The 26,928-nt window shown below is 62.3% G+C and carries 30 protein-coding genes, 1 tRNA gene and 1 pseudogene; 17 read left to right on the top strand and 15 right to left on the bottom strand.

Annotated elements, in window-relative coordinates; genetic code table 11:
• Positions 1–200: 200 nt before the first annotated feature.
• Complete coding sequence (locus tag AC5I5B_RS21520; RefSeq protein WP_495752835.1) at positions 201–407, bottom strand: DUF3606 domain-containing protein; 207 nt, start codon at positions 405–407, stop codon at positions 201–203.
• 73 nt (positions 408–480) lie between these two features.
• On the bottom strand, positions 481–732 hold the full coding sequence (locus tag AC5I5B_RS21515; protein WP_495752834.1) for a hypothetical protein: 252 nt from the start codon (positions 730–732) through the stop codon (positions 481–483).
• Between the two features lie 80 nt (positions 733–812).
• Between AC5I5B_RS21515 and AC5I5B_RS21510 the strand changes: the two genes are divergently transcribed.
• The 4 genes from AC5I5B_RS21510 (at position 813) to AC5I5B_RS21495 (ending at position 3,391) form a co-directional block, all read left to right on the top strand.
• A complete protein-coding gene (locus tag AC5I5B_RS21510; RefSeq protein ID WP_495752833.1) occupies positions 813–1,346 on the top strand; it encodes a hypothetical protein in 534 nt (177 codons plus the stop codon).
• 301 nt (positions 1,347–1,647) lie between these two features.
• Entirely contained in the window at positions 1,648–2,340 is a 693-nt protein-coding gene (locus tag AC5I5B_RS21505; protein WP_495752832.1) for a hypothetical protein, read from the top strand.
• Between the two features lie 65 nt (positions 2,341–2,405).
• Positions 2,406–2,888 carry a DUF2243 domain-containing protein gene (locus tag AC5I5B_RS21500; RefSeq protein WP_495752831.1) on the top strand — a complete coding sequence of 161 codons (483 nt, stop codon included), beginning with the start codon at positions 2,406–2,408 and terminating at the stop codon, positions 2,886–2,888.
• 128 nt (positions 2,889–3,016) lie between these two features.
• Positions 3,017–3,391, top strand: coding sequence for a transglutaminase-like domain-containing protein (locus AC5I5B_RS21495; protein ID WP_495752830.1), 375 nt, complete (start codon positions 3,017–3,019; stop codon positions 3,389–3,391).
• A gap of 290 nt (positions 3,392–3,681) precedes the next feature.
• On the opposite strand, the gene AC5I5B_RS21490 is transcribed toward AC5I5B_RS21495, so the two are convergent.
• The gene (locus AC5I5B_RS21490; RefSeq protein ID WP_495752829.1) at positions 3,682–3,945 is read right to left on the bottom strand and encodes a transcriptional regulator; all 264 of its coding nucleotides are present in this window, start codon (positions 3,943–3,945) and stop codon (positions 3,682–3,684) included.
• 100 nt (positions 3,946–4,045) lie between these two features.
• Between AC5I5B_RS21490 and AC5I5B_RS21485 the strand changes: the two genes are divergently transcribed.
• The 9 genes from AC5I5B_RS21485 to AC5I5B_RS21445 are packed head-to-tail and all read left to right on the top strand — an operon-like array spanning position 4,046 to position 7,954.
• Positions 4,046–4,435 carry a hypothetical protein gene (locus tag AC5I5B_RS21485; RefSeq protein WP_495752828.1) on the top strand — a complete coding sequence of 130 codons (390 nt, stop codon included), beginning with the start codon at positions 4,046–4,048 and terminating at the stop codon, positions 4,433–4,435.
• 3 nt (positions 4,436–4,438) lie between these two features.
• Entirely contained in the window at positions 4,439–5,143 is a 705-nt protein-coding gene (locus AC5I5B_RS21480) for a hypothetical protein (protein WP_495752827.1), read from the top strand.
• A 28-nt stretch (positions 5,144–5,171) separates the two neighbouring features.
• Entirely contained in the window at positions 5,172–5,672 is a 501-nt protein-coding gene (locus AC5I5B_RS21475; protein WP_495752826.1) for a S24 family peptidase, read from the top strand.
• Between the two features lie 22 nt (positions 5,673–5,694).
• Entirely contained in the window at positions 5,695–6,291 is a 597-nt protein-coding gene (locus AC5I5B_RS21470; protein ID WP_495752825.1) for a hypothetical protein, read from the top strand.
• A gap of 35 nt (positions 6,292–6,326) precedes the next feature.
• Positions 6,327–6,779, top strand: coding sequence for a hypothetical protein (locus AC5I5B_RS21465; protein ID WP_495752824.1), 453 nt, complete (start codon positions 6,327–6,329; stop codon positions 6,777–6,779).
• The gene (locus tag AC5I5B_RS21460; protein WP_495752823.1) at positions 6,779–6,952 is read left to right on the top strand and encodes a hypothetical protein; all 174 of its coding nucleotides are present in this window, start codon (positions 6,779–6,781) and stop codon (positions 6,950–6,952) included. Before AC5I5B_RS21465 ends, AC5I5B_RS21460 begins: the two co-directional genes overlap by 1 nt.
• Positions 6,949–7,245: a hypothetical protein gene (locus AC5I5B_RS21455; protein ID WP_495752822.1), complete on the top strand. Its 297-nt coding sequence runs from the start codon at positions 6,949–6,951 to the stop codon at positions 7,243–7,245. Before AC5I5B_RS21460 ends, AC5I5B_RS21455 begins: the two co-directional genes overlap by 4 nt.
• Positions 7,242–7,664, top strand: a complete 423-nt coding sequence (locus AC5I5B_RS21450) for a hypothetical protein (protein WP_495752821.1) — start codon at positions 7,242–7,244, stop codon at positions 7,662–7,664. The genes AC5I5B_RS21455 and AC5I5B_RS21450 overlap by 4 nt, the downstream gene beginning before the upstream one ends.
• Positions 7,661–7,954, top strand: a complete 294-nt coding sequence (locus tag AC5I5B_RS21445; RefSeq protein WP_495752820.1) for a hypothetical protein — start codon at positions 7,661–7,663, stop codon at positions 7,952–7,954. Before AC5I5B_RS21450 ends, AC5I5B_RS21445 begins: the two co-directional genes overlap by 4 nt.
• A 101-nt stretch (positions 7,955–8,055) precedes the next feature.
• Here AC5I5B_RS21445 and AC5I5B_RS21440 read toward each other — a convergent pair.
• The 5 genes and pseudogenes from AC5I5B_RS21440 to AC5I5B_RS21420 all read right to left on the bottom strand — a co-directional run.
• Positions 8,056–8,310, bottom strand: a pseudogene (locus AC5I5B_RS21440) (magnesium chelatase domain-containing protein); the annotation flags it as partial.
• Between the two features lie 71 nt (positions 8,311–8,381).
• Entirely contained in the window at positions 8,382–10,571 is a 2,190-nt protein-coding gene (locus tag AC5I5B_RS21435) for a TRAP transporter permease (RefSeq protein ID WP_495752819.1), read from the bottom strand.
• A 71-nt stretch (positions 10,572–10,642) separates the two neighbouring features.
• Complete coding sequence (locus AC5I5B_RS21430; RefSeq protein WP_495752818.1) at positions 10,643–11,620, bottom strand: TAXI family TRAP transporter solute-binding subunit; 978 nt, start codon at positions 11,618–11,620, stop codon at positions 10,643–10,645.
• A 138-nt stretch (positions 11,621–11,758) separates the two neighbouring features.
• Positions 11,759–12,415: a peptide-methionine (S)-S-oxide reductase MsrA gene (gene msrA / locus AC5I5B_RS21425; RefSeq protein WP_495752817.1), complete on the bottom strand. Its 657-nt coding sequence runs from the start codon at positions 12,413–12,415 to the stop codon at positions 11,759–11,761.
• A 78-nt stretch (positions 12,416–12,493) separates the two neighbouring features.
• On the bottom strand, positions 12,494–12,814 hold the full coding sequence (locus tag AC5I5B_RS21420) for a hypothetical protein (protein WP_495752816.1): 321 nt from the start codon (positions 12,812–12,814) through the stop codon (positions 12,494–12,496).
• A gap of 253 nt (positions 12,815–13,067) precedes the next feature.
• Between AC5I5B_RS21420 and AC5I5B_RS21415 the strand changes: the two genes are divergently transcribed.
• Positions 13,068–13,157, top strand: a tRNA-Ser gene (locus AC5I5B_RS21415).
• Positions 13,158–13,498: 341 nt separating this feature from the next.
• On the opposite strand, the gene AC5I5B_RS21410 is transcribed toward AC5I5B_RS21415, so the two are convergent.
• The 6 genes from AC5I5B_RS21410 to AC5I5B_RS21385 form a co-directional block, all read right to left on the bottom strand.
• The gene (locus AC5I5B_RS21410) at positions 13,499–15,340 is read right to left on the bottom strand and encodes an ATP-binding protein (RefSeq protein ID WP_495752815.1); all 1,842 of its coding nucleotides are present in this window, start codon (positions 15,338–15,340) and stop codon (positions 13,499–13,501) included.
• Entirely contained in the window at positions 15,333–16,376 is a 1,044-nt protein-coding gene (locus AC5I5B_RS21405; protein WP_495752814.1) for an SIR2 family protein, read from the bottom strand. The genes AC5I5B_RS21410 and AC5I5B_RS21405 overlap by 8 nt, the downstream gene beginning before the upstream one ends.
• 332 nt (positions 16,377–16,708) lie before the next feature.
• Positions 16,709–17,296, bottom strand: a complete 588-nt coding sequence (locus AC5I5B_RS21400; protein WP_495752813.1) for a hypothetical protein — start codon at positions 17,294–17,296, stop codon at positions 16,709–16,711.
• 15 nt (positions 17,297–17,311) lie between these two features.
• Positions 17,312–17,911, bottom strand: coding sequence for a 7-cyano-7-deazaguanine synthase (locus tag AC5I5B_RS21395; RefSeq protein WP_495752812.1), 600 nt, complete (start codon positions 17,909–17,911; stop codon positions 17,312–17,314).
• Positions 17,908–18,777, bottom strand: coding sequence for a PfkB family carbohydrate kinase (locus AC5I5B_RS21390; protein WP_495752811.1), 870 nt, complete (start codon positions 18,775–18,777; stop codon positions 17,908–17,910). Before AC5I5B_RS21390 ends, AC5I5B_RS21395 begins: the two co-directional genes overlap by 4 nt.
• A 652-nt stretch (positions 18,778–19,429) precedes the next feature.
• Positions 19,430–20,161: an 8-oxoguanine DNA glycosylase gene (locus AC5I5B_RS21385; RefSeq protein WP_495752810.1), complete on the bottom strand. Its 732-nt coding sequence runs from the start codon at positions 20,159–20,161 to the stop codon at positions 19,430–19,432.
• A gap of 101 nt (positions 20,162–20,262) precedes the next feature.
• On the opposite strand from AC5I5B_RS21385, the gene AC5I5B_RS21380 reads away from it, so the two are divergent.
• Both AC5I5B_RS21380 and AC5I5B_RS21375 read left to right on the top strand, forming a co-directional pair.
• Positions 20,263–20,499 carry a hypothetical protein gene (locus AC5I5B_RS21380; protein ID WP_495752809.1) on the top strand — a complete coding sequence of 79 codons (237 nt, stop codon included), beginning with the start codon at positions 20,263–20,265 and terminating at the stop codon, positions 20,497–20,499.
• A gap of 284 nt (positions 20,500–20,783) precedes the next feature.
• Entirely contained in the window at positions 20,784–21,689 is a 906-nt protein-coding gene (locus AC5I5B_RS21375) for a hypothetical protein (protein ID WP_495752808.1), read from the top strand.
• A 61-nt stretch (positions 21,690–21,750) separates the two neighbouring features.
• Here the strand turns inward: AC5I5B_RS21375 and AC5I5B_RS21370 are convergent, their stop codons facing one another.
• Positions 21,751–23,481 carry a class I SAM-dependent methyltransferase gene (locus AC5I5B_RS21370; protein WP_495752807.1) on the bottom strand — a complete coding sequence of 577 codons (1,731 nt, stop codon included), beginning with the start codon at positions 23,479–23,481 and terminating at the stop codon, positions 21,751–21,753.
• A gap of 319 nt (positions 23,482–23,800) precedes the next feature.
• On the opposite strand from AC5I5B_RS21370, the gene AC5I5B_RS21365 reads away from it, so the two are divergent.
• Positions 23,801–26,737: a UvrD-helicase domain-containing protein gene (locus AC5I5B_RS21365; RefSeq protein WP_495752806.1), complete on the top strand. Its 2,937-nt coding sequence runs from the start codon at positions 23,801–23,803 to the stop codon at positions 26,735–26,737.
• Positions 26,738–26,928: the final 191 nt, after the last annotated feature.

Genomic DNA, 26,928 nt, shown 5'->3' with positions numbered 1-26,928 from the left:
TCAAGGGTCAGCTCAAGGTAAAATCGCGAAAAGGCAAGAGCATTGACCATCGGAATTCCCGGAAGGCGGCCCGATATTCGGCGGAAAACACCTGCGTTAATTTTCGGGGTGAAGCTAAGATGTCCACGCTCCAGCTCTATTACAAGGGCGCAGGCCTCTGTCACGCGAACGGCTGCTCCCAGGTCGGGAGCTTAAGCGAATTACCCGTTCCCGTCTGCCGAGCCGAGCGTCTTCCGGCGCAGCTCAGCCTCAACCGCATCCGCGGCGGAGCCGACATCACGCACGGCCTCCTCAAGTTGGGCCTTCGAGACGCCGAACTTGTCGGTCCAATAGCGTATCTCATAGTCCTCGCTGAGGTTAATCCGCGAACGGTCTTGCGGACCTCGCTTGCTCTTGTCGTCTGCCATGTGAACCTCCTTGTGCGGCGATTCAATCGGCCACCAGCCAAGTGGTTCCGATACGGGGCTGATGACGGCCGATTTACCGCGAGGCTCTGCCCTTCACTACGGGCAGCTGCTTGATCATCTGCTGCGCCAGCATCTTGAGGCCTGCTGCTGACGCGCATGCCGCAACCAGTGGGAACGACTGGCGGCCCTCGGGAAATACGAGGAACATCAGTGCACGCTTGCTGATCGCGAGCAGCCGGACCATGCCATACGAACTGTTAACCTGAACGTCGCCGCGCGGTTGTGTGCTGACCGCGTCCGATTCAGTGTCCGAGTAGGACAGCACCAGGCTCTCCGATGGACACGAATAAATGATGCCGTTAGCTGCTCAAATATAACGAAGAGCCCAATGCATTGGAGCGTCCGATGACCATTTCATGTAAAACGGAACGCAGTTTGCTCGACCACGAAGAATTTGAGCTCGTGAGCAAAACTCACATCCCGGCGATCCACGATTTGACGCGCAATGAGTTGGAAGAGGTTCGGGAGCGGTTGCGCAAGCTGCGCGGCCGGGAATTCTCCTTCGTCCGGCAAAAGCAGCTAGAGGTCCGAGGCAAGGCTGAGCCGCGCGGCGGCAGCTTTCCAGGGACGGCCGCGCATCCCCTGCGTCGCAAACAGGTTTTTGCCGGTGCATTGAAGCGCATGAACAGGGAAATAAACCGGCTCCGCAAGATAGAAGCCAAGCGGGCACTCACGAGCTCTGCGCGACGCGCGTTGGCCATGCGCCGTGCGGGTCCCGAATTTTGGCGCCCGGATGCCGATTTTTCCGATGTTCGGAACCAGGGAGCCAATGCGAACCCAAGCAAGCGCAGTCGAGCACACATTTCCGGATCGCGGGTCGGGAGCGTCACAAAAGCTACCCAGCGTGCGCAGGCAGCGCGTGACAGCCGCACACCATAAGCTGGGGGCTGACCAGGCCTTCAACTAACCCCAACAAAATTCTACCGCCGCAGGAGCGCAAGGCTGCACCGCTTCCACCCGCGTTGCTATTCCAGATATTGTAAAGAAATTTATCTTTGGGAGCTCGCCGTCCGCGGCTCGCCATGCACTCCCAACGTGGCAGTCGTGCGGAAACGTGCTTTTTAATCAGGGCGCGGGCATAGCGGACGTCAGGTGCACAGAATGTCCGGAAAGCCGGCTGATTCTGCCAAGCGCTTGGGTGCAACCTCTCCCTAAGCTGAGCTTCCAGCTAGGAGCAGAGATGACCGTGACTAAGCGCTTACGTGACCGCCTTTTCGATCCACCCGACGGGTTGGGGCACCCGTTTCCCCATCACCTCAAATCCATCCGTGAAATCGACCTCAGCAGCGTTGGCGGCTTTATCGGGCGCTATCGCAAGTTTCCACGGGCCTGGATCGCTGAGACGCCTGATACCGTTTACGTGCGCCGGATCTACTGTTGGCTGTTTGCTGATGAGCAGCACGTTGGCTCATTCGAGCTGATCGACTTTGATCAGCCCGACCTCGCTTTCGTCGATGATGACGAATTCTGCTTTCTCATGGATGCGATCAGCGACTCCGCGATGGTGCTTGCCGAGCTGCTCGTTCAGCACTGGCCCGATGTCGCGACGACGCTCTTTCCCTTCGGACGGATCATTTTGATCGATCGAGCTTGGGTGAAGCCGGGCGTTACCGGCCGAAGTCAGTGGGCCGCTGTCTTGCGACGCCTGATCGAGATCGAGTGCCGACGCTACTCGCTCCTCGTCTTGAAAGCCTTCCCGCTTGAGCATGAGAACAAGGGCAAGCACCCTCTCATCGATTTCCGGCGTCGCGCCCTAATGCGGCTTTACCGCAGGGAGTTCGGGATGAAGCCGTTTCCAGGTAAGGCAGGTGATGACGGCTGGATGTACGCCATATCAGAGCGATTGAAGGGTCATCTCAAAGCGGCGATCTGAGCGGCTGACGCGCTCGGCAGGGGAACTTCTCTCCGTTGCCTGGGTTCGCCGCGTGCGAGGTAACAATGGCTCAAGGGCAGCATAGCTTTCCGACGCTTGGCGGCATCCTCCTGGGTCTCGGCCTCGGAGGCTTCTTCGATGGCATCGTACTGCACCAGATTCTGCAGTGGCACCATATGGTGACTAGCGCTGGCCATCCTGCCGACACGTTGGAGAACCTTGAGTTCAACACGCTCCTGGACGGACTGTTTCACCTCGCGACGTACCTGTTTACGGTCGCTGGATTGATCGTGCTCTGGCGCTCTGCGCGAAAGCCCCATTTCGAGTGGTCCGCCAGGCTGCTGTTCGCTGCAATGCTGATTGGCTTCGGGCTCTTCAACACTGTCGAGGGCCTGATCAACCACCAGATCCTTGGACTCCATCACGTCAACGAGACCGTGCCGCGGGAGCAGTGGCTCTACTGGGACATTGGCTTCTTGATATGGGGCGCCGGGATGCTCGTCGGAGGATGGTTACTTCTGAGATCGGCCAAGCGAGCATACCCGTAGCTGTGTGCCGTTCGAACTCCCTGCTAGCCATCGTGCCGCGAGCTCAGCCAGCAAGGTTGATGCGCGAACGGTCCTGCGGGCCGCGATTGCTCTTGTCGTCTGGCATATGATTCGCCTCGGTGCAGTTCATGGACTGGATCAACCGCCACGTTGACTACATCGCCGGAGTGAGCACCGCGGAGTCTGCGGCCGACCATACCTTCACCGTCCGGGCTGGCGTCTGTCGGGATTTCACGCACCTGGCCATCACGTTCTGCCGCGCTCTGTCGATCCCGGCTCGGGCAGTCAGCGCCTACGCTGTCGACCTGCAGCCGCCCGACTTCCATGCAGTCGTGGAGGTGTTCCTCGAAGATCAGTGGTGGCTCGTCGATCCGACCCGGTTGGCTCCGGTCGAAGGAATGGTGCGCATCGCTACCGGCCGAGATGCTGCCGACATCGCATTCCTCTCGACCGATAAGCCGTGCCAGCTCGTGCGGCAGAGCGTCCAGGCCGATAGCCTTTGACGGTGTTGGCCGTCTGACCGCAGTCAATAGCTCGCGTAGATCAGTCCGCTATCGCCCGCTCAGCCCGCCATCGCTGAAGCGGAGAAAGCTCGACCGCGTTATGAAAACCGGCGTGCCTATCTAACGCGCGATCGATCGCAACACGGTCATAGCGAGAGGTGCCGGGAACCGGCTTGGGGAAGGTCCCCGCTTTCACAAGCTGAGAAAAGCGTGAAGGCGTGACGGCACAGTAGGCTGCGGCTTCCTGCTTCGTCATTAGGCGGGGCAGGAGTCCCGAGCGAAGTGCCATTTCAGCCTCCGCCGTTGTCCTTGCCGGTCTGCTTCGCCAGCCTGACGCCGGCGCCGCCGCCGTTCTCAGGGATGAATTCTACCCCAGCCTTCTCAATAGCTGACCGGATTGCCTGCACCGTCCGGTCCTGCGCGGCAAGGGGGCCTGGTTTGCTTTCGAGTCGCTTGATCGACGGCAGCGACACCTTTGATGCCTCAGCCACGTCCTTCTGCTCCCACCGCAACAGTGCCCGCGCAGCTCGAAGCAGCTCACTTGTCAGTGTCATTATGATACCTCAGGATTTATCTGAGACCTGAGGTATTGACACGCCCTCAAGGTTCGACCTATACCTGAGGTATCGAAATTACTCGCTGTGAGCAATCAGAATGAGTGCCCCTCTCGCCAGCCTGTCCACCGGAAACCGCATCGCCTTCGACAAGGGCGCCATCATGCGCCGCGCATACGATGCCGGCCGGTTCGCTCTTGCTGCCTGCCGCACCGCCGCCGACCGCCGCGCTCAGATGAGCCGCTGGCTGCGCAAGGCCTGGCAGGAGGCCAAGGCTCAGGCCGCTGCTGTCCTCGCCGCCGCCCGCCATCAGGCCGACGTGCAGGCCGCTCTCGCCCAGCGCGCTCGCGAGGCCGCCGCGGTCGCCGCGCAGTTCGGCAACGACGCCGTGGCCCTGCGCTTCGAGATCGAGCGCGAGCATCGCCGCCAGCATTTCCAGCCCGCCCGCATCGACGCCCTGCGCGTCGCCCTCGCCAGCATGGGAGCCTGATCGATGGCTAGCCTCTCTCGCCGCCTGTTCCTCGGCCGCCTCGGCGCCACCAGCGCCGCGACCCTCACCGCGAGCACGGCCATCGCGGCCGCGCCTATGCCGGCTGACAATGCCGAGCTGGCCCGCATCGGGCAGGAGATGGCCGCAGCTGAAACCCGCTACCTCCGCGCGGATGACGCCTACAAGGCCGCGTTCGCCAAGGCAGAGCAGATGATGCCGCCCCCGCCGGCGAGCATCATCGCCACAGGACGAGAGACTCGATCCGCGCACGTCGAGCCGCTGCGGCTGGTGGACGACAATTTTCCCAATTGGCGTGAGGCCGAGGTCTTCGTGGTCGCGGCCCGCCGGATCGAGGAGGTTGCCGAGGCCTATGATGACCTGCCGATTGGCGACCCGCGCCGCCGCGGCGGACCTGCTCGTCGCGCCTGGAAAGCGCGGGCTGAGCATGAGGTCTGGATGGCTGCCCGCGAGCGCGTCCGCGAGGAGAGCGGCTTCGATGCTGCCAGCACCGAAAAGTGGCGCGCGAGGGAAGCCATCTCGAAGCTCGCCGAGGCGGCTTTCGAGCATGAGGCGCAGACGCCCGCCGACCTCCTCGTCCTCGCCCGCGCCTTCAACACCATGGCGCTGATGGATCAGAGCCGAAACTGGTCGACCGCCCTCCTGGGCCCGAAACTGGCGCTCGCTGCCGAGCGCGTCCTTAGCGCCTGACCGCCTTCATAATCGCTGGAGAATTGCCATGCTGAGCGCCACCGCTTCGGCAGCCGGGATCGGCTTGCCTGTCGCCATCGTCCCGCCCCATGAGCAGCCGACCCGGCTGACCACCACGCTCGCGCCCTGGGAAGGGCCGGAGCGCTTCGCCATGGTCGGCTGCGGCATCTGCATGCAGCCCGAAATCATGGACGGCACGCCGCTGTTGTTCGACCGCTCGGCGCCGGTGCGCGAGGGCGATGTGGTCGCCGTCTGGCGCCGGCCCGAATGCACCCCGCCGGGCGAGTGCCAGATCCTCATCAAGCGCCTGGTCCGTGGCCTGCCGAGCGGCATGGTCCTGCCGGGCAACCGCAGCAGCCGCGCGTCGATCCGCGTCCGGATGCTGAGCCCACTCCGCGAGTGGGAAATCCCGGTGCGCAACCTGCTCGGCCTTGTCCGCTGCATGGGGCCGGTCCCCGCGAACCTGCGCCGCATCCGAGTCACCGACGACGAGCTGCGCCAGGTCGCCGCGCATCTCAACGCCGCCTGATCCCAAGCCCCTGGAGCCAGCCATGCCCTCGATCGATCGCCGCGCCATGCTGACCGGCCTCGCCACCACCCCGGCCACTATCAGCCTCTCCGTCGCCGCTCAGGCGATCCCCGATCCCGCCTTGCGAGCCATCGCTGCCTGGAAGCCGGTGCGGGCGAAATGGGACGCCGCGCTGGAGGCCGCCGGCGTCGCCGGTGATGCCGCCTGCCGCCGTGCCGGGCCGCGCCCGAAAATCAGCTTCCGCGGCGAGACGGAGGATGGTGTCGGCGAGTTCTTCGTCCGCCGCTTCTTCGACAAGTTCACGCCCCTGGCTGACCCCGAGGTCGAGGCCGCACGGCGGGCCGCCCTGCACGCTTCCCGCGACTACAGCGCGCGGAAGGCCGAGGCGGGTGAGATCGAGCGCGTCGCCCAGCTGCAGGCCATCGCTCAGGACTGGTGCAATCGCGAGGCCGAGGCCCTGACCACGGCGCTGACGACGACGCCGACCACCCTCGCCGGCCTGCATGCCGTCATCCGTCTGATGGCCGACGAGCCCGACACGCTGGGCGAATGCACCGACGCCGCGGCCGCCAGCCTCGCCGCTGCGGCCGCCGCCCTGCTCCCCGATTCCCTCGCCTGATCCCCCTGACCTCTCCCTTGCCAGAGGAGTGCTCCATGTCTGTCGCTCGACGCAGTGTCGTCAAATCCCTGTTCGGCTCGGTCGCCCTGGCCGCTCCTGCCATGCTCCCCGGCTGCGCCATCGCCCCGGCGGCGGCGGCCGTCCGGCGATCGGCGCCGTATGTGCCCGGCGCTGAGAGCCCCGACCATGACCTCATCGAGGTCTGCGGTTTCGTCGGCCGTCTGCACCTTGATTACGAGGCCCGCTGCGTCCTCGACGAGGACGATCCGGATCTGAATGCCCTGGCTGAGATCGAGCGGGAGGGCATGGAGTGGATAAGGCGCCATCCGGCGCTGACCCTCGATGGCCTATCCGCCAAAGCCGAGGCGATGCGGCTCCATCTGCCGAAGGATGGGCAAGGCAACTTCTCGGCCCTCTACTCGTCGCCCGCCGAGGCCGCTGCCTGGTCTCTGGCCGACGACATCGCTCGCCTTGCGGGGGCTCAGTAATGAGCCCGATCCGCATCAACCGCCACCGCGGCCGGAGCAAGCCGGTCCGGTCCTACGGCGTCAAGCCGGTCAGCCTCCCGACCTTCAGCTTCTATGGCCATCTGCCGGTCGTCTTCATCGACGGCGAGCTGGTGATCGGGCGGCGGGTCATTCCGATGGAGCCACGTCGATGAGCCGCCTCGAATGGTTCGGCGAGGAGCCGAGCGTCCGCGACCATGTCGTTTCCATGGAGGAACAGACCGAGCGCGAGCGTGTCCCGCGCGTCATGGCCCTTTTCGACCAGCATGGGGCGACCTTCGAGGCGGTGCCCGGCTGGCCGGGCTGGTACGCGGCGCGGTGGACGGATGAGGCCGAATACGGCGACTGCCCGCACCGGTGGGCCTGCTGCATCGACATCGAGGAGGACTGTGAATGGCCCTACGCGCGAGCCTTCAAGGCGCGAGCCGAAGCGGGAGCGCGGTCATGAGCCTGGTCGACCTTCGCTCGCTTACTCCCGACCTCTGCCAGGTGGCAGACCTCGGGCTGTATTTCGCAGAACGGCAACGGCTGGCCGCCAACAGCTTGGAAGCCCTGTTCGGCGACGACAACCGCCTGACCGAGGCCGAGCAGCGGGACGTGCAGAGCATCCTGTCCACTGTCGCCCGGCGCCTCGTCAGCGAGGCCCGCACCCGCGAAAGCATGAGCCGCCGGCTCGGCGCAATCGTCGAGGCGTTGATCGAGGTCACCCACGCGATCGACGGCGACTGCGACCTTGAGCAGCAATGCGAGGACCAAGGCGCCCAATGCGATGATGAAGGCTGCCCGGACGATAACGGGCTGGCCGACCCGGACGGCATCGCCGAGCAGATTGGCAGCCATCATCTGGGCGGGGGATACGTCTTATGAAGCTGCGCGACATCACCGGTGCCATCACGGACGGCAACCTGCCCGCGGTCCGGCAAGCATTCTCGCTGCTGGTCGGGCCGGAGGCTTCGCAGATTGAGGCGCAGTCTCCGGGCTTCCGCGTCGTCGCGCTCAACCGGGTTTGCGGCGCGCTGGCGGCCGATGCCGAGGTCATGCCCGAAGCGACCGCGGCGGCGTTGGAGCTGCCGACCGGATCGACCTATGTCGCGGGCGCGGCGAAGGCGCGACGGGACAGCGCTAGGCTCGCCCGTCGACTCATGGCGCTCAGCTGACGAGGGCTCGAATACCGAACAGATGCTTACCCCCCGCTTACCCCGTGAGAACACGCAGAACGTCGCTATCGCTTAAGCGGCTGCCAAGCTTATCGATTTTGCGCGATCGGCAGATCGTAATGGCTGCCCTCCTTGGGCAGATCGGCCGGGGCGAGGTTGACGGTGATGCGCTTGGCCGGCAGCGCCAGCCCCGAGGCGATCAGCGCCGCGCGGACGCGCTCCTTGCTTTCGCCGACCGCCTTGTCGGCAAGCCCGACCAGGATGAAGGCCACGCCTCCGGGCGTCACCTGGACCTGAACATCGACGGCTCGGGCCTCGATCCCCTCGAAGGCCACCGTCGCAACCCGCGTCACCATTCGGCATCACCCCGCCCCTCCAGCTGACGCTAGCGGAGGCACGCGGCGGTTGCAAGAACGGAGAGCGAACCCTACACGGTTGCGACGGCGGCGCGCCGGGCCAGAACCTGGCGCAGCAGCACCGGCGCGCCGATCACCAGGCCAACGGCGACGCTGATCGGCGTCGCCAGGATCAGCGGCAGGGCGGCGATCGCGAGCACCACCCGCTCCCACATCGCCAGCGGCGCCAGCAGCCAGCCGGAGAAGGCCGCCGAGAGCAGGGTGATGCTGGCGATGCAGGCGCTGGTCGAGCCGATCAGCTCGGTCCAGGTGAAACTCGGCACCATGATCAGCATCGAGGGCGAGAACACGAAGACGAAGGGCACCAGCACCTTACCGAGCGCCAGGCGGAAGGCGGTGTTGCCGGTCCGGAACGGATCGGCGCCGGCCATGCTCGCGCCGGCATAGGCGGCGATCGCCACCGGCGGCGTCACATCGGCGAGCACCCCGTAATAGAAAACGAAGAAATGCGCGACCAGCGGGTTGACCCCGAGCATGCCGAGCGCCGGCGCCGCCACCGTGACCATGATGATGTAGTTGGCGGTGGTCGGCACGCCGCAGCCGAGCAGGATGCAGACCAGGCCGGTGAGCAGCAGCGTGAAGAACAGGGTCGCGCCGGTGACGCCGAAGGGCAGGAAGGGCAGCAGGTCGAGCATGCCCTTGGCCCATTGATCGGCGAGCGAGGTGACGATCCAGGAGATCTTGAAGCCGACGCCGGTCAGGGTGACGACGCCGACGATGATGCCGACGGTTGCCGCCGCCGCACCGACGCCGATCGCGTATTTGGCGCCGAGGATGAAGGAATCGACCATTTCGTGCAGGCGCCTGCGGCCCTCGGACCAGCGCAGCAGCACGCCATGGGCCATTGCCGCGAAGCAGGCGAGGGTCAGCGCGAGGTTGACGCCGGGGACGCGCAGGATCTCGGTCGGCGCGCAGATTCCGAGCGCCACCGCGAAGACCAGCGCCGAGGCGGCGCGCCAATGCGCCAGGCCGATCAGCATGCAGCCGGTGATGCCCCAGAACGCGGCGAGATAGGGCGTGTAGCCGGTGAACAGCACGAGGATCAGCACGAAGAGCGGCGCGATCGTCGGCCAGTCGCGCGCGAAGACCTCGGAGAGCTTCGGCGCCTCGGCATCGGTGAGGCCGCGCATGCCGGTGCGGCGCGCCTCGAAATGCACCTGCATCAGCACGCCGAAGAAATGCATGAAGGCGGGGATGATCGCTGCGACGACGATGCTCGCATAGGGCAGGTTGAGGAACTCGACCATCAGGAAGGCAGCGGCGCCCATGATCGGCGGGGTGATCTGGCCGCCGGTGGCGGCGGTCGATTCCACCGCGGCCGCGAAATGGCGCTGGTAGCCGAGGCGGATCATCATCGGGATGGTCAGCGAGCCGACGGTCACCGTATTGGCGACCGAGGAGCCGGAGATCATGCCGAACAGGGCCGAGCCGAAGATCGAGATCTTGGCCGGGCCGCCGGCAAAGCGCCCGGCCACCGCCGCGGCGACGCCCAGGAAGAGCCGGCCGAGGCCGACCCGCGTCGCCAGCACGCCGAACAGCACGAAATGGAAGACATAGGTGGCGACGACGCCGAGCGCGACGCCGTAGACGCCCTGGCTGGTCAGATAGAGATGGTTGACCAGCACCGACCAGGTCGCGCCCGGATGCAGGAAGATGCCGGGGAAATACTCGCCATAGAGCGCATAGACGATGGCGAAGAGCGCGATCAGCGGCAGGCCCCAGCCGATCGCCCGGCGCGTCGCCTCGATCATCAGCACGATGGTGATCGAGCCCATGATCACATCGAGCGTCGAGGGATTGCCGACGCGGAAGACGAGGTCCTCGAAGATCCAGGGCACGTAGAGGCTGGAGATGGCGACCGCAACGGCGAAGACCCAGTCATAGAGCGGCACGCCGCCCGGCCGCGCGAGGCTGGAGGCATAGACCTGGCCCGCCTCGCTCTTGCGCGCCGCGAAGACCAGGAAGATCAGCCCCAGCACGAAGGCCAGATGGATTCCGCGATGGGTGGTCTCGCGCAGCAGGCCGAAGCCGGCGGTGTAGTAATGGAAGGCCGAGAGCGCCAGCAACAGCGCGCCGACCAGCAGCGCGGTGCCGTGCGGCACCTTGCGGAACTGCATCTCGGGATCGAGCTCTTCCTCGAGCCTGGCGAGTTCGGCGGTGGAGGGCTGGCTGGCCATGGGACACTCGGCTTCGGTGAACATGATGCGCCACCCGGGCAGCGGCGCGCCGCCCGGGTGGTCGAAAAGGCTTCCGCGTGGGGACGGCTACGCCGTCACTTCAGCAGGCCGGCTTCCTTGTAGAACTTCTCGGCGCCGGGATGCAGCGGCACGCCCTGCAGGCCCTGCAGCGCGGTTTCCTTGCGGATCACCTTGCCCTTGGCATGGCCGGCATCGAGCGCGGCGCGGGTCTTGTCGCTCCACAGCGCCTTGGTCACCGCATAGACGGTGTCCGGCGAGATCTTGGCCGAGGTCACCCAATGGGCGCCGACCGCGACGGTCTTGACCGCGCCGACATCCTTGTAGGTGCCGGCCGGGATCTCGTCGGCGGCGAAGAAGGGCGAGTCCTTGGCGAGCTTCTCGGCCTGCGCGCCGGTGATCGGCAGGATGTCGATGCCCGAGCCGGTCGAGGCCAGCTCCGAGATCGCCGCCGCCGGATAGCCGCCGGTGAAGAAGAAGGCGTCGACCGAGCCGTCCTTCATCTTCTCGGCCGCCTGGTTCGGCTTGAGGTATTCGGCGCTGATGTCCTTCTCGGTGACGCCGAAGGCGGCGAGGATCGCCTTGGCGTTGAGCAGCGTGCCCGAGCCCGGCTCGTCCAGCGAGACCTTCTTGCCCTTGAGATCGGCGACGCTCTTCACATTGGCCGCCTTGCGGACGACGAGATGCACCGATTCCGGATAGAGATTGGCGATGGAACGCAGATCGGCGACCTTCGGCTTGCCCTCGTAGACGCCGGTGCCGGAATAGGCCCAATAGGCGACGTCGGCCTGGACGAAGCCGGATTCGGCGGCGCCGCCGACGATCGCGTTGACATTGGCGACCGAGCCGTTGCTGGCGACCGCGGTCGAGACCAGCTGCGGCGGCGTCGAGATCGCGTTCGCGATCAGGCCGCCGATCGGGTAATAGGTGCCGGCGGTGCCGCCGGTGCCGATGCGGAAGAAGGCCGGCGCCTGGGCGATGGCGGCGCCGGCGAGCGCAGCGGCGCCGAGGCCGAGCGCGAAGGCCGCGGCGCGGCGGCTCATGGTGAACTGCATGGAGACCTCCCGTTGAAGCGGGAAGTCTCGGCAGGTTTCAGCCGGCAATCAAGCGCGGAATCGGCAAATCCCATGCGTTTGTCGGCGCCGCCGCGCAAGATTGTGTCCTAATCGTGGCAGCGTTCGCCGCCCGCAGGGTCAGGCGGCAACGCCGGTGCCGATCTGGCAGGCCACGCCCGTGCCGCCGAGGCCGCAATAGCCGGCCGGGTTCTTGGCCAGATATTGCTGGTGATAGTCCTCGGCGAAATAGAAGCTCGGAGCCTGGCGGATCTCGGTCGTGATCGGGCCATAGCCGCGCGCGGCCAAAGCGCGGCCGTAGTCCTCGCGCGAGCGCTCGGCGGCGGCGCGCTGCGCCTCGTCGAAGACATAGATGCCGGAGCGGTATTGCGTGCCGATATCGTTGCCCTGGCGCATGCCCTGGGTCGGATCATGGCTTTCCCAGAAGATCTTGAGCAGTTCCTCGTAAGAGAGCTTCTGCGGATCGAAGGCGACGAGCACGACCTCGTTATGGCCGGTCAGCCCGGAGCAGACCTCCTCATAGGTCGGGTTCGGCGTTTCGCCGCCGGCATAGCCGACCGCGGTGACATAGACGCCTTCGCCGGCCTGCCAGAATTTGCGCTCCGCGCCCCAGAAGCAGCCGAGCCCGAACAATGCGAGCTGGATACCCTCCGGGTATGGTCCTTTCAGCGCCTGGCCACTGACGAAATGGCGCTCGGCGGTCGGCAGGGCCTGGGTGCGTCCCGGCAGGGCCTGGCCGGCGGCGGGCATCTCGGTCTTCTTGCGCAGGGAAAACATGGCGGGCTCCATCTCGGTCAGCCGCCAATATAGGGATCGCGAGGCGCCGCGCCCAGTCTCGGGGCCGCCGCGGCCGCTTCACCGTCGCGTGACGATGCCGATCTCTGGCCGCGGCTCGGCGCCCAGCCAGAGCAGCAGGAAGCCGAGCAGCAGCCCGACCAGCGCCGCCGGCGCGAGCAGGAGATTGACCAGCACCGGGTCCCAGAGCAGCGGATGGAGATTGCGCTCGACCATCGGCTGGAGGGCCGGCAGGCGCCCGCCGGCGACCATCGCGAGAACCTCGCCCAGCGGCGTGAAACGCCACAGTGAATTGGCGATCGCACGGGCGCCGTCGGTCAGCAGCGCGATGAATCCGCCCGCAACGCACAGATAGCCCAGGACCCTGACCAGAAACCGCACTCTTCGTTCCCCATCCGCCGCGACATCGGCGACCGGCGGGCGCAGATTCGCTCCCGCTCCGGCCTGGATGTGTCCCCTGCCCCGGCGCATTGCAACGGCTAAGGAGAGCCCGCGCAAGCGGAGCGGCCGCGGCGCTTGGCCTCAGCCGGCGGCGGCGAGTTCCTTGCGAATTTGGCCACCGGATCGATTTCGGACGATCCAAGGGCTCGCAGGCCTTGAAAGACGCGCGCGCCGAGGCCATAAGCAGCGCGCCGGACAGGTGGCCGAGTGGTTGAAGGCGCACGCCTGGAAAGTGTGTATACGGGAAACCGTATCGCGGGTTCGAATCCCGCCCTGTCCGCCAGCAAGTCTTCCAGCTTCAGCACTCAGCGCAGAACCGTCGGAAATCGCCGGTACTTCGGGGCCTTGAGGGCGTCGCGCCGCTCTGCGTTTCGCGCCAGCCCAGAGATTTGGGCGTCTCAAACGCCCGATTCTCGGCTCGGCCCCGCGCCACTGCGGTTCTGCGCGACAACCGCAGTGGCCAAGTTTTTGTCGCAAATCTGGCCTATCCCCGACCATCGAAAGGTCTGCTTTTCGGTGAGTCAGCTGGCAGTGTAGCTACAATAGGAGAGCTGGCCGATTTTCTAGATTTTCTCCCTCGTCGGCAGGGCTGTGTGGTTTACCAGTTCGCGCTGTCGCGTTGGTTTAGCCGACCGCTGGGACCAGGTTGACGAACTCCGCCGTCTCACTTTTGGGGCGCAAATGATCATCGAGCGGCTTCACGGCTAGCTTCAGCGGCATCTGCCCAGCCATGCCGCTGAAGATGCAGGTGCCAGTTGGCAGGGTCGGAATCGATTCCTCCGTCAGCTTATCGATATAGGACACCGCGCTCGCGATAGACTGGAGGTCCTTCTGATTTATCAGTCGATGAATGAAATAGTTATGGGCTTGGGACGTTATAGTATGGGAGATATCGTTGGGTCTTTGGCTTGAAATCGTGACAAATACACCAAATTTCCGCCCTTCCTTGATGATCTCCTCGAACGTCTCAAGGCGGTAATCTTTCCAACTCTCCGATTCCCGGAAGGATTCGCGCGATAGAATATTGTGCGCCTCATCGATCACGATGTTCAGCGATCTCAACCCGCCGATCCGCTTATGGTCCTCGTAGATTTTTTTGGCGACGAGGAGAGGAACCGTCTTCTTCATCTCCAGATTGATGTCGCTAAGCGCGAATACGAGCACGTTGGACGCGAAGAGATTGGCGGCAGGGGTGGGATCGAAGATCTTTCGAATGTCGCCTTGCTTGCTCTTGAGCTTATTGATCGCAGGCGCGATGTGCTCGTTTTGGGCGCGGTTCGCTAGGACGTCAGAGATCAGCTGCACGTAGCACAGCATGATCAGGTTTTTGATGTCGTCGTCGGCGAGTTCAAGCAATTCCACCGTCTTATAGACGATGGTATCGGTGATCCGGTCGGGTGTCGATCGCAGATAGACCTGGGTTCCGCGAAGTCGATACTCCGACTGGATGTTGTGCCACTCGATGTCCTCCGCCAGCTCGATTGCCTCACCAGCCGCACTGGTCTCGGGCAGGACCTGCCTGAGGTAGTCGAGCAGCAAGTCCGCCCGGAGCTTGTCCGACATCTGCAAAATCTGAGTTATTTGTCGACGTACTATGCCCCCGAGGTACTGGGCGGGAGCGGCCGCTTCATTCACGAGCTGCTGAAGCTTGAGAGCCCGTTTTAGAAAGGGCTTCTGGGTCTTTTCCGTTGCATCGGCGAGAATGCTGACGATCTCGATATCGTTGAAGCCCCCGGATCCAAGGGGGATCTTGTCGCCATCATCGTTCCTGGTGCTCAGACGGAAGACCCGCTTGTGCTGCGTCAGGCAGTTGTCCCGGATGTACTCATTGTTGAAGTCAAACAGAACGACACGGCAGTTCGCCTCGAACGCCTGCGCGTTGCGAGCTCGCATTTTTGCGATGAACTCCTGATAGATCATCGCCAGGGTGTTTGACTTCCCGCTGCCTGTATTTCCGAAGATCGCAATATGGCTGTTCATCAGCCCGTCGACCGGGAGAGAGATGTCGTACCCCTCGTACTCCGATCGCGCGATTTCCAGCGCGATCCCGCCATTCCGAAGGAGATTGTGGATTTGATGGACCTTCTCCTTGGTGAGAAGGAAAGCCTCGTTGCCGACGAGCGGGAGCTCCTTAGTCCCGCCGAAAAACTCGCCCTTGCGGTCCAGGAAACCCACCAGCGAAACGGATAGGAACCGGCGGCCGTTCATATAGGCCAGCTGACTCGGGCGCTTATCGTCCGTCTGGGCGTTCTCACCCTCGACCTTGCCAATGAGGCTGAGAAATCCTTTTCGAATGTCGACGTAGCTTCCGACGCCGATGTTCCTGATCACATCGCCGTCGAAAAATAGCTCGGACAAGTTTTTGTCGCGGTCGACGGAGATAAAGACCTTTCGCCCCGTCACAGCCGAAACTTCACCGACCCGGAGCACCGCCTCCTTCTGCAGTCGGTCGGGCCGGTCAGCCATTTTTGATCTCCGGCAGAACCGCAGAAAGGATGTCGTTCAGCTTAAGGAAGTTGATGTTGGTGCCGGCAGGCGGTCCGATCACACTGACGTTCCGATGCTTCGTAAATTTGGCTTGGTACGAAGCAATGTCCTCGTGGCTATAAGCGAAAATGATCAGCTGAGAGGTCGGGTTCCTGAGAGTCCTCCGCGTAATGTCCAGGATGTGCTCGTCACTGAACGAGAATCCGAATGTCATCAGGACGGCATTTTCCTGCTCCATCGACTTCGAGAAGAGCCGGAGCAGGTCGTAATAGACCCGATCCATAAGGGTCTCATGGAACTTGCCGAAGTGCGGCATGATCAGGAAGTGCTTGCTGAGATAATCAGCAACCTTCGCTGGGTTGGCCTTCTCGGCTGCCGTCAGCGGTGGAACAGCGCTTGCATTGTAAACGAGGCTCGACCCCTTCCTAGCCCAGTTCAGGGATCCGTGAGGCTTGATGAGATTGATGGTTGGGATCTCAACCCGGCGAGCATAGAGCGAACTCGCCCTGTACGTTCGATCGAAGTATTTCTCTGGGACGAATGCGAAACTGTCCGACCGCCCCGATGATCGATCGAAACCGTCATTGATGATTATGCTCGGTAAATTACTGGCAGAAAATTCGATAAACATGTCGTAGTTTGTCGAATAAATCGTCGCCTGCCTGGGCAAGATCTCGTTCTTACGGAAAAACAGCATCTGATCGATAATCGATATAAAGCGGCTATAATTGTTGAATGTCTCGTCGAGATCGGCTGGGTATGCGGCGTCGCTTACGAGTTGCTTGTACGTCTTACCGATCGCCTCGATAAAATCGACCATTTCTCGGTCGGCTTCCGCCTTCTTCCCATCCTTAATCAGATCGTCCAGGGTCTTTTCGATATTGCCGGCAGTTTTGATCGCCGGCAGCGAGGCGCCTGACCCAATGAGAAAGTTCAGATTGCCAGACTGAATGTAGGGTGCGAGGAGCTTCGCCGTCTCTTCATCGTCATTACTGATTATATGGGATTGCACCATGGCAAGCCGTTTCTCAAGGCAGCAGAATCTACGACTACCGGCATTTTAGCTGCTCCACTGCCGAGGCGATAGGCATCCATAAGCTGTTCTTTGCCGCAGGCGAGAGGGCTCCAGAGCAATGGCATCACCATTGAAACTGTTGGCGACGCCACCAGGCTTTCGCCTCCAGACTTGGCTGCCGAAGCGGGAAACACAAACGTTCAGGTAACTTGCAGCGCTCGCTGACGCTGAGGCCTATCTGGCGATATGGCGATTTTGGGAAGTATGCTTTCAGACGAGGGCTCAACGACCGTTTTTGGCCCATTCGATGCCGCTGAGAAATCGGCAGCGCGTTACATCGCCCGTCGGTAGATGGAGACTAAGCTCGCAGCGGCCCCTGCAATGCCCATCACCCAGAAGATGAGCCGAAAAGATTGACCGAATGTCCAGGTTTGCGGCGAAGGGGGACCCGAGGCGCGGCGCTCTCCTTCCCCTGCAACGATCCGCGCGAATGCAGGCATGCATGTGTTCTCGCCCGCCACCAGTGCGACTTCGGCGAGCTTCACGAGCTCTGATCCCCGCGCGTCCAGCCGGTAAAATACGACTGAGAAAAGCGTAAGCAGAGCTCCCAGGATCGCGACCACCGGCGCCATGGGCTTTCCAGCCTGGAAGCCAGCGCCGATACCCGTCGACAGGATGCCGGAAAGGACGATGAAGAAGTTGAAAACGGATATGCGCTGCTGTGCATGCAGGACGAAATAGCGCCACGCATGGTCCAAACCCTTGTCCGCGGGCTGCAGAGGGTCCTTCAGCACGCCTGCGGAACTCGATGCTTCCGGATCAAGATCACTTGATACACGCACGTCGCCCATCTCCTCACCAATGCTACCGTCGTAGTCGATCGCCGTTTCGGAGCTGTCCGCGCCGCGACGCAGGCGCAATTGGATGACGCGCGTTCAGGCTCCGGCTTCCGCCTCAAGGCACTCGATCACCTGACGGTGCTTGTTGCAACCTCGGCAAGACCCGCAGGCCCATTCGCCCGTATGGCACGAAAACGTCCATCCTAACACAGATTTGGGGACGGCCGCATTCTTGACGAGTTGGAGGGTCGTCATTTCGATTGCCGGCGCGACGACGCGTACCTCGGATTGCTGCCTGACCAAACAATCGATGGCCGAGACGAACTCCGCGCGTCCATCCGGGTGGGCGTCGTCCCCCACCACAGTACCCACCAGGATTTCCTTCAGCGGATCAGCGGCGTAGGCCATCGCCGCCAAGGTAATCAGCATCTGATTGCGGTAAGGCCAGAACTCGGGTGACTTCGTAGCCGAAGCCAACGCCGTTCCAGATCTCGACATTGTGCCGTGGCCGAACGCGGACATGTCGACTCGCGGGACATCCAAGACGAGCCCGATCGCGGCGGCTACCGCTCGGGCGGCCCGCTCCTCGCCCCTGGCGGGTCGCTGCCCGTAGTCAAAGAAAATGAGTTTCTCCGGCCGGAGCATCCAAGCCAAGGCCGTCGAGTCCAGTCCGCCGGTGAAAAGTAACGCCCTCATGTCGAGATCCACTGAGTTCGGTAGAGAGCCGAACACAAATCATGTTCTGCGATAGCTCCTAGCGCACTGACGTCGTCCAGGATCGCCGGATCGTCGACGAATGCAATTACGGGCTTGCCGTGCATCAGCGCGGCGCTAGTCTCTGCAATCGCTGCGTCCGTGTCTCCGAGCAGGATCAAGACCACGTCAAAGTCGCTTGCGGTCGACGGCTGTGATCGCCTTCGGCGTAGGTCCTCGTGGCGGATGATGACTGCCCCAAGGTCTTCCAACCCTCTCGCGGCCTCTTCTTGGAGCCATCGACCGGATGTTGTGGTTTGCGCCGACATTAGGAGAACCTTGCGCCGATTCCCGCCTTCCGAGGCCGGGATCCTGTGAGATGATACGGCGGGGAGCGGGAAGGCAGGCGTCTCGACATAGTCGGCTGTGCGGCGGGAAGCCAGATCTGCGGCGGCCGCCGCCGACGCTTCGCCGGGCAACCAAGCGTGAGCGAAGGTGGCCGAGAAGACGTCTCCCGATCCGATCTTGTAGACGGAGCGCGTTGGGTAGGCCGGGACGTGACGAGGCGATTTATCTTCCTCGAAGACATACGCTCCGCAGGGACCGTCCTTGACGACTATCGCGGTCGCGTGGTCGCGGCGCCTCATGCTCGCCACTGCGGAGGCGATGTCGTCCTCTCCGCTCAGACGACGGATCTCGGTTGCATTGAGGACAAGGGCGAGCCTATCCGCCGTTGAACCGTTCTCGCCGAAAGCTGCTGGGCTTGCGCCGGACTGGGGATCATATACCGCCCGCTTTGCGGTAACGCGGAATTCGCCTTCGAGGCACCCAAACCTCAGCACCTCGGTCGCTTCGATTGCGACCGTCATGGCGTTTGGGCACGGCAATGGGACGATTCTCGGTCGAGCCATGGGGTGCAGATAATCGAAAGTATAACGGCACGGTGTCGCGTGCACCGTCACTCTTACGCCCATCGGAGCAAAGTTGAGCGCCACGTCTCGGTCGAGCGATGCAGGATGAAATGTGTGCAACTCGATGTCGTGGCGAAGTCCCACCAAGGCCAAAGCCGCCCGCCCCCCGGATCCGAGCAGCGCGACGCGCGACGGTGTTAAGCAGTTCTCCGCATAGACTCCCCCGGCGATGAGCAATGCGCTACTCTCGGAGTATGGTGACGTCGATCCGACCACCGTCAACATGATCGACGATGGCGCGATACGGCACGTCATCCTCAAGGCAACGTATCAGGACCGCGAGGTTCGGCACGCCCGCCAGCGAACCCACCGTGGCGCCAGTGACCTCGTCGATAAGGACGACGCGCGGTTGCCCGCCGCTTCGGTCGGCGCGAACCCGAAGCCAAGCTCCCCTAGTGATCCCTTCTGCGGGGCCGGAGACGATAGTCGTCAGTCTTGCCGGGCAGTCCTGCCCTGAGCCGGACCCAAGCGTGGCACCAGTGGCCTTCTTCGGCGGCTTCGTGTCCGACCCACCCATTCAAGTGCCTCCATGGTCCGACGACATACCCGTTCACCCCAATGCGCCGGCTCTAGTCTCGGCCCACATCACGGCATCCAACAGGGATGATCGCACCTTAATCGCCTTCGCGAAATCCAGAAACCGTTCTTCTAGGGCTTCATAGTCGCGTGGAAGCGATATCTCGTTGGGAAAGAGGCTCATCTGCCGGCACGCACGCAGCACATGCACGTCGATGATGGCGACGTCGTCGCTGTCAAGGTGATTACGCACGATCCATGACGCCGTCTTCGGGCCAATACCCTCAAACGACATCAGGCCATCCCTCAAAGCACGCGGCGACGTTTGGTTCGGAGGCGAGTCCACCATTCGTCGGCGCATCGCATCGATGCGTCTCGCACGCTGGTTTGGAAAGCGATAGCGGCGAGCTCGCCCCTGCACGTCCAGAGGCTGTGACAGCAGATCGAGGATGCGACTTGCCGGAATGTCTCTGCCTAGCTCGAATACCCCATGCTCCCTGAGCCAATCGAAAGCCGCAATGTTGGCCTCGAACGTCACGCTGTAACCCCCAAGCAGGCAGAATCCGACTTCTTCGACTAGGGAGCTTGCTCCGCAGGCGAAGCTCGGCGTGGCTTCCTCGTTCCAGCAACATCGAACCGCCCAATATGCTGGGGTACCGAGATGGTCCGGCGCACCCCATCGAACGCCCCTCACCACTTCCTCGTGGCTATCCGGTAGCGCGATCAAGCGGGCTCCGTCGCCGTATCCTGCCCATACTGACTGCATGCAAGGGTCTCCTTGCGCCACTATGCAATTTTATGCATAAACATGCAATGCAGATGTCTTTGGCGCAGGCTCGCCTTTCCGCGACGATCAGGCAAAGCGGAATGACCGATGCAGAGGTCGCAGCGGTGCTCGGCGTCAATCAATCGACGGTTTCGCGCCTCAAAAACGCGAAAATCGCCAAGGTCCTCAAGTATCAACATAAATTGGACGGGCATCTCGGCGCCGGCAGGGCAAGCCAGGCGGACGACTTTTCGGAATTAATGGCAATGGCGCAAGCATCGCCCTCACTGCGCGAAGTGCTTTTAGCGCTGCAGCGACTTATGCACGAAAGCGCATAGAGTACGCTTGTTTCTTGGACGACGTTTCGGCGGCATCAGTGAGCGCCGGATCTCCGATAGTCCAGGAAGGGAGAACGGCGATCCTCCGAGCAATCTTCGCGCGTGACGGCGCCACTATTCAATCGAATGATCCTGCTGCATTATTCTCATCACGGCTCAAGTTCTCGGGTCGGTTTCCCTGATTGTACTCGGCTGCGGATGTCTCGATGGACTCGCCGACTGCGCGCTTGCCCACTCCGATACGCGTCGGAGGCGGCGCAGTCGCAACTTCCGGGCCCCTAATCGTGCCCTCTTATTCCAGCAAAGCGCTGGCAAGGACCTCGGTCGCGTCAACGCTCGACAACACCGCTGAATTCATCGCGGGTTCCGTGCTGATCAGCGCCTACGACATCCGCTATTATCGGGTCGATCCGCAGCGCTTCAAAGTTCAGCTGATTATCGTAGATAGTGGCGGTTACGAGACGCTCGTCGACGAGGAGGGGAAGCTTCGGGGCGGCAACGCAGATCACGCGTCGTTTCCATGGTCGCCCGACCTCCATGCCGAGACATTAGCAGCGATCGACGTTACGGTCCCGGTCGTTGCGGTCAGCTATGACCGCACGGATTTGGCCATTGGCGACCAGATCGTCGCAGCCCTTTCCTCTAGAAGTCCGAAATTTGGAAGCGCGTTCCTCCTAAAGCCGAGGAACGGCGAGAGGCTGACTATCGAATCGATCGCAGAAAGCGCCGCAATGTTGAGGCACTTCGACATTGTTGGAGTGACGGAGAAGGAGGCCGGCCTCACGTTTTTCGAACGATTGACCTTTATCGCACGCTTGCGCGCATTACTGAACTTGAACCAAGTCGATAAGCCGATTCACGTATTCGGCGGGCTCGACCCATTTATGACGCCTCTCTACTTCCTGGCCGGAGCTGACATAGTGGACGGCCTAACGTGGCTGCGCATGGCATTAACGGACACAGGTGCGCACTATCTGCCAGCATTTGCCGCTATGATCGATCCAATGGCGCCGTTGGAAGAAATCGAGTGGCGGATAAGGCGCGCCAACTTCAGTCGTATAGTGGACATGCAGACCGCGATCCGGCGTTTCCTGCACAGTGGCGACTACGGCAGTCTCACTAGCAGCAGGGAGTTGTCGGCTGCGATAAAAACTGTCCACGGCCAGCTGCTGCGGTCACTGCAAGTCTGAAATTGGGACTTATTCGCCAATGTTTGGATTCCGGCGAACATCCAACTTCCGCTTCTGGCGCTTAGGTTGCAAGTGATGCTCCGGCCCACTCCTGGACCTGTTGATCCTGCCGCAGGCGCAGCCGGCGCCACTCCAGCCCAGCAAACACGTCATCTAGGTCGCGTTCGCCCTGGAGCGGAAAGGCGGCGTCTGCCTCGCGCCAGAACCGCGCGGACAACGCACGGTCAGATTCCCATGCTTGTCGCCACCACGATTGGATGCCCTCGCGCGCGTTGACGAGCGCGGTGGCTGACGGAAGCCGGTCACGCTTGGAGTGGCGGTTAACTGTGGGTTTCGCGGGAAGGAGGTTCCAGAGATCGCCGCACGGCCAAGCGGTCCAAGGCAAACAGTGATCGATATCGAGGCTGCCCGGGTGCAGCTGAGCTCCCGTCCAGATGCACCGAACCGGAGCGCCATTCGCTACAAGACGGCGGGCAACATCCCTTGCAAGGGCCGTGTCGCGGGCGGGATCCAGCCATCGAAGAGCCGCTTCAGCCTCGCCCGGCGCGACTGCGCGGCCCATTCTATCGCCGAAGCTCTGGATGAGGCGCGCCCATTCACTGACGAGGATCGGCTCGACCCACGCGCCTAACCGTTGGAGGGTGCGCCAAACCGGCCCCGGCACTCCTATCAATCCGAAGGTGCGGAGTGTCTCTGTGTCCATACAGATCTCGTGAAGAATGCGCGGCGCTCGCGCCGGAGCCGCATCAAACACCTTCGCGTCCGAATTAGGATACCGCGTAAAGGTTGCGGGCATCCGGCTGATGTTCGTCCGCGCATCCGCCAGCGCCTGGGCGACGATCTTTGCGCGCTCGCCGGTGAACCTCGCGCCGATCCGCAACTCCTGCCCGAAGACGTGATCCCCCAGAAGTTGTCGGAACGCGCCCCCGGCGAATCCCAAGCGATCTGCCCCGCGGTTGCCCGGGAGCTGTGGAAGATCTGCCGCAGCCAGCGGCAGGTACATCCGCAGCCAATTGAGGGCCACAGCTCCCAGTGGTAGGTCAACGATATCTTGGTCGGGACGCTCTACGGCAAGAGCTGGCGCGGTGTCGGCGATCCGCGCAATGGCGCGCAGGAGGCCTAATTTGTAGGTCGCGGATTTGTCGTCATTTAGAATGATGCCTCGGAGAAGAGGGAGAGCTCCGGCGCCGTCATCGGGTAGCTGGAAGGCGTAGGTCGTCCATTCAACATCTCCGCGGCCCTGGAGGTCCTCACCGCCAGCGATCTGCAAGACAGCAAGGCCGCAGGATAGAGCGTAGGTTTCAAGCTCGCCAGCAGGGACGGGCCACATTGGGCGGTCAGGAGAGCCGGAGCCGTTCCGGACCGAAATAAGCAGGCGACCGCCGGGCTTGAGCAGCGTAGCGATTTTCCGGAACGCGCGCGGGCGCTGATCCGGCTGGACGTGCATAAAGACGCCGCTGAGCAGTATGACGTCGAAGGCAAGGCCGAGCCGATGCGTTGCAGTAAGCGCCGGTAGACGATCGTCCAGCCACCTGATCGCGTCGTCTGCATGATGCTTCATGCCTGCTTCTCGCATGCCTTTGGCAGGCTCGACCGCTACGACCTCGAAGCCCTTGCGACGCAGCCAGGCAGCGTCGCGGCCTGAACCTGCGCCGATATCGAGAGCTAGACGATCTGTCCCGGATGGGAGAATGCTGAGAAACGCGGCGTGGACTTCTTCGGCGCGTAGCCGCTCGTAACGGTCAGCCAGCGCCGAACCGCCTGCATTATAACCAACGACCGGATCGTTCACCGCCCCGACTCCTCATTACCAGTCAGGCTAGGAAGGAGCCCCCGTGAGCGCAACCTAGGCCAGCTTGAGCGCTTCAACCTAGGTGCCTTAGGCGACGGTCCATTTGAGAGTCGGGCGACAAATTCCGATTCCGGCGTTCTACCCGACGCCTTATCCTATGTTCCAGCAGCTCAGTCAGGGGCGATCTGCTGTGACTAGAGGCCCTGAATCTGCCTGGTCTTTGGAGAATTGCTGCACCCGTTCAAACCGTCCACGCTATTCAAAAAGGCCATGCCCCCAAGGGGGCTCCCATAAAGGTTCCGGAGCGAGAGACCCGAAGATGACTCTGCCACGGCGGCTGCGAAGAAGCTCATGGACGGGATTTGTTCTTCGCCTCTTGGGTCACGCGTCATGGGCAGCAGAGCTGTCAGCTTCAGGGATAAACTTCATTGGCGGCCGACATCAGGCACCTTTTAGCGACTGGGTCGGTCCAGCCAGGATTGCCAGCAAACTGGGCTTCTGCACGATCGAAATTGCGCTTTCAAAAGGACATATCGCAAGGCTTGCAGGCATTAGCAGGCTCGATGCGGCAAACTTCATTTGTACCGCCAACAAGGCCTTCCGCGAGTACATCCTAGGGCAATTCGAAGCGGTCGAAAGTGAACTGAGTTCGCTGTTCGAGGTCATCAATCGGCTTGACCGTCCGCGCCGCTACCCCGCCGCCTGTCTGCTTGCGCCGTTCCTCGTGCGCGCATCGGCTATCAGCGGCTCCCTACCGGCGAAGATCCCTGACGGTTACCTCTCGGATCATCAGCAGAAGGTCATTGATACGGTCCGCGTATTCCAGCGGACACCGGAGAATGCGCGTCGTGCTGCAATCCAGCGCTTCATCGATGTTGACCTCGCCAACCTGACGGACTTCTTCGACACGATCGAGAAGAACCCGCTGACGCCTGAGCAGCGTCTGGCCGTCGTGACTGACGAGGACGCAACGCTTGTCCTCGCGGGCGCGGGGTCAGGCAAAACCAGTGTCATTGTCGCAAAGGCGGCTTACTTGATCGAACGCGGCATCCGTCCGCCTGAGAACGTCCTGATTCTGGCTTTCGGGAAAGATGCCGCCGCCGAAATGGCGGAACGGATCAAGGCGCGGACGGGCGTTCAAGTCGGCGCTATGACATTTCACGCGCTCGGCAATAGGATCATCCGCGAGGTTGAAGGCCGGGGGCCGTCGTTGGCCGCGCATGCCAGCGATGACGTCAAATTTCGTGAGCTACTGCGCGACATTCTGCTCAATGAAGTTGCGCCTACAGCCAAGCTCGGCACCCTGCTACTGGCTTGGTTTTCGGAGTTCTATTGGCCGTACAAGAGCGAATGGGACTTCAAGACGCTGGACAGCTATTTTCAGTGGGTAGACGCCCATCAACTCCGCACCCTCAATGGCGATCGCGTCAAGAGCGTCGAAGAATGGGAAATCGCTAACTGGCTCTATCTCAACGGCATCGCGCACGAATACGAACCTTCATATCAGGGCACGCTGCCGGACGATGCCCGCGGCCCGTATAAGCCTGACTTTCGCCTTACGGAGAGCGGCATCTACATCGAACATTTTGGTGTTCGTAAAGAGCGCAGAACTGACGGCTCGACGCGACTGACGACTGCGCCTTACATGGATCGCACGCGCTACCTTGCCGAGATGGAGTGGAAGCGCCGGCTGCATGCGTCGAACGGGACGACGCTCATTGAGACGTTCAGTTACGAGAAAGTCGACGGGAAGCTACTCGACAACCTCAAGGAAAAGCTCGCTCCCCATGTCGCGCTTAAGCCCTTAGCAGCTGATCAGGTGTTCGAAATCCTCGAGCCGATGGGACAAGTTGATGCCTTCACGCAAACGCTCGGTACGTTTCTAAGGCATTTTAAGAGCTCGGGATCCACAATTGCCCGCTGCGAAGCGCGAGCCTCCTCATCGGCTGACGTACCGCGCAGCCGCGCGTTCCTAAAGATCTTTGATGCGGTGATCAAAGCCTACGAAGCGCGCCTTGGCGACATGATTGATTTTGAGGACATGATCGTCCGCGCCACAGCCTATGTTGAGAGTGGCCGCTACAAGAGTCCCTACCGGCATATCTTGGTTGATGAGTTCCAAGACATCTCGGACGGGAGGGCGCGTTTGCTCCGCGCATTGAAGGCGCAGCATGAAGATGCGCGTCTGTTCGCAGTCGGCGATGACTGGCAGTCGATCTACCGCTTCGCCGGCTCAGATATTCATTTGATGCGCAATTTCGGCGCAGAATTCGGCGGCAGCTTCGCAGGGAACAATGAGGTGCACAGCATCGTCGATTTGGGGCGCACATTCCGCAGCGTGGACAAGATCGCCCACCCAGCGCGCCGCTTCGTGCTCTGCAACCCTGCGCAAATCACCAAGGCGGTCTTGCCTGCCTCGACGACAGCCACTCCGGCCATCACGGTCGCCTACTACAAATGGGGTCAGGAAGGCGACGCGGTTAGATCGGCTCTTGACCGCCTGTCTTCCAGGACCACGGCCAGTGCAAGTGTTCTGATCCTAGGGCGATATCATCACGCACGCCCACCGGAGCTCCCCGCTCTCATCAATCATTTTTCTCAAATGTCGATCCGCTTCACGACGGTTCACGCTTCCAAAGGGCTTGAAGCCGATCACGTGGTCATCCTGCGGGCAGTCGCTGACGCGACGGGGTTTCCGTCAGAAATTGTCGATGACCCAGTTCTCGATCTGGTCTTGCCGGAACCTGAGAACTTCGAGCATGCCGAAGAGCGGCGCCTATTCTATGTGGCTCTGACCCGTGCACGGCTCTCTGTGACCATTCTTGCGGATCGCAAGAATCCCTCATCGTTCGTCCGCGAGCTCGTCGAAAATGCGAACTACGAGACCGCCGAAATCGGCGAGCCCGCTGTTGCGGAGCGTCGGTGCCCGTCATGCGGCGGTCGCATGCTCGCTGAGCCAGCAAAAAGCGGTGGAATGTATTTCGCGTGTGAGCACCGCAATTTGTGCGGCCGGACTCTCAAATCCTGCAGCGTTTGTGGAAATGGACTGCCTATTAAAGTCCCGACTGATCCAAGCCGCCTGATTTGCAGCTGCGGCACCGCATTCGCAGCCTGTCCCGAATGCACCGACGGGTGGCTTATTGAGCGTCGCGGCAAATACGGACAATTCCGTGGCTGCGTGAATTATCCTAAGTGCGAGGGGACGCTGAACGCACCGAGGCGCCGGGGGCAAGGGGCATCTAACGGCCAAAAATAGCCGACTTGGAGGGAAGCCGCTGCGCGGGATGTCCGCTTCTCGGCAGCAAGCGAACGGTTGGTTGTGGCGCAGGGCTGACGGGGAAGCTGAAGCGCACGCAACGAGGGGTTTGGGTGGTTGGATCCGTTACGGCCCAATTCGCCGCTGGCTCGCTCTCAATCACCTCAGCCCATTCTCGGGATCGTGCAGCA

It is taken from the genome of Agrobacterium sp., assembly GCF_059499945.1.
This window is presented reverse-complemented; position numbering and strand designations above follow the sequence as displayed.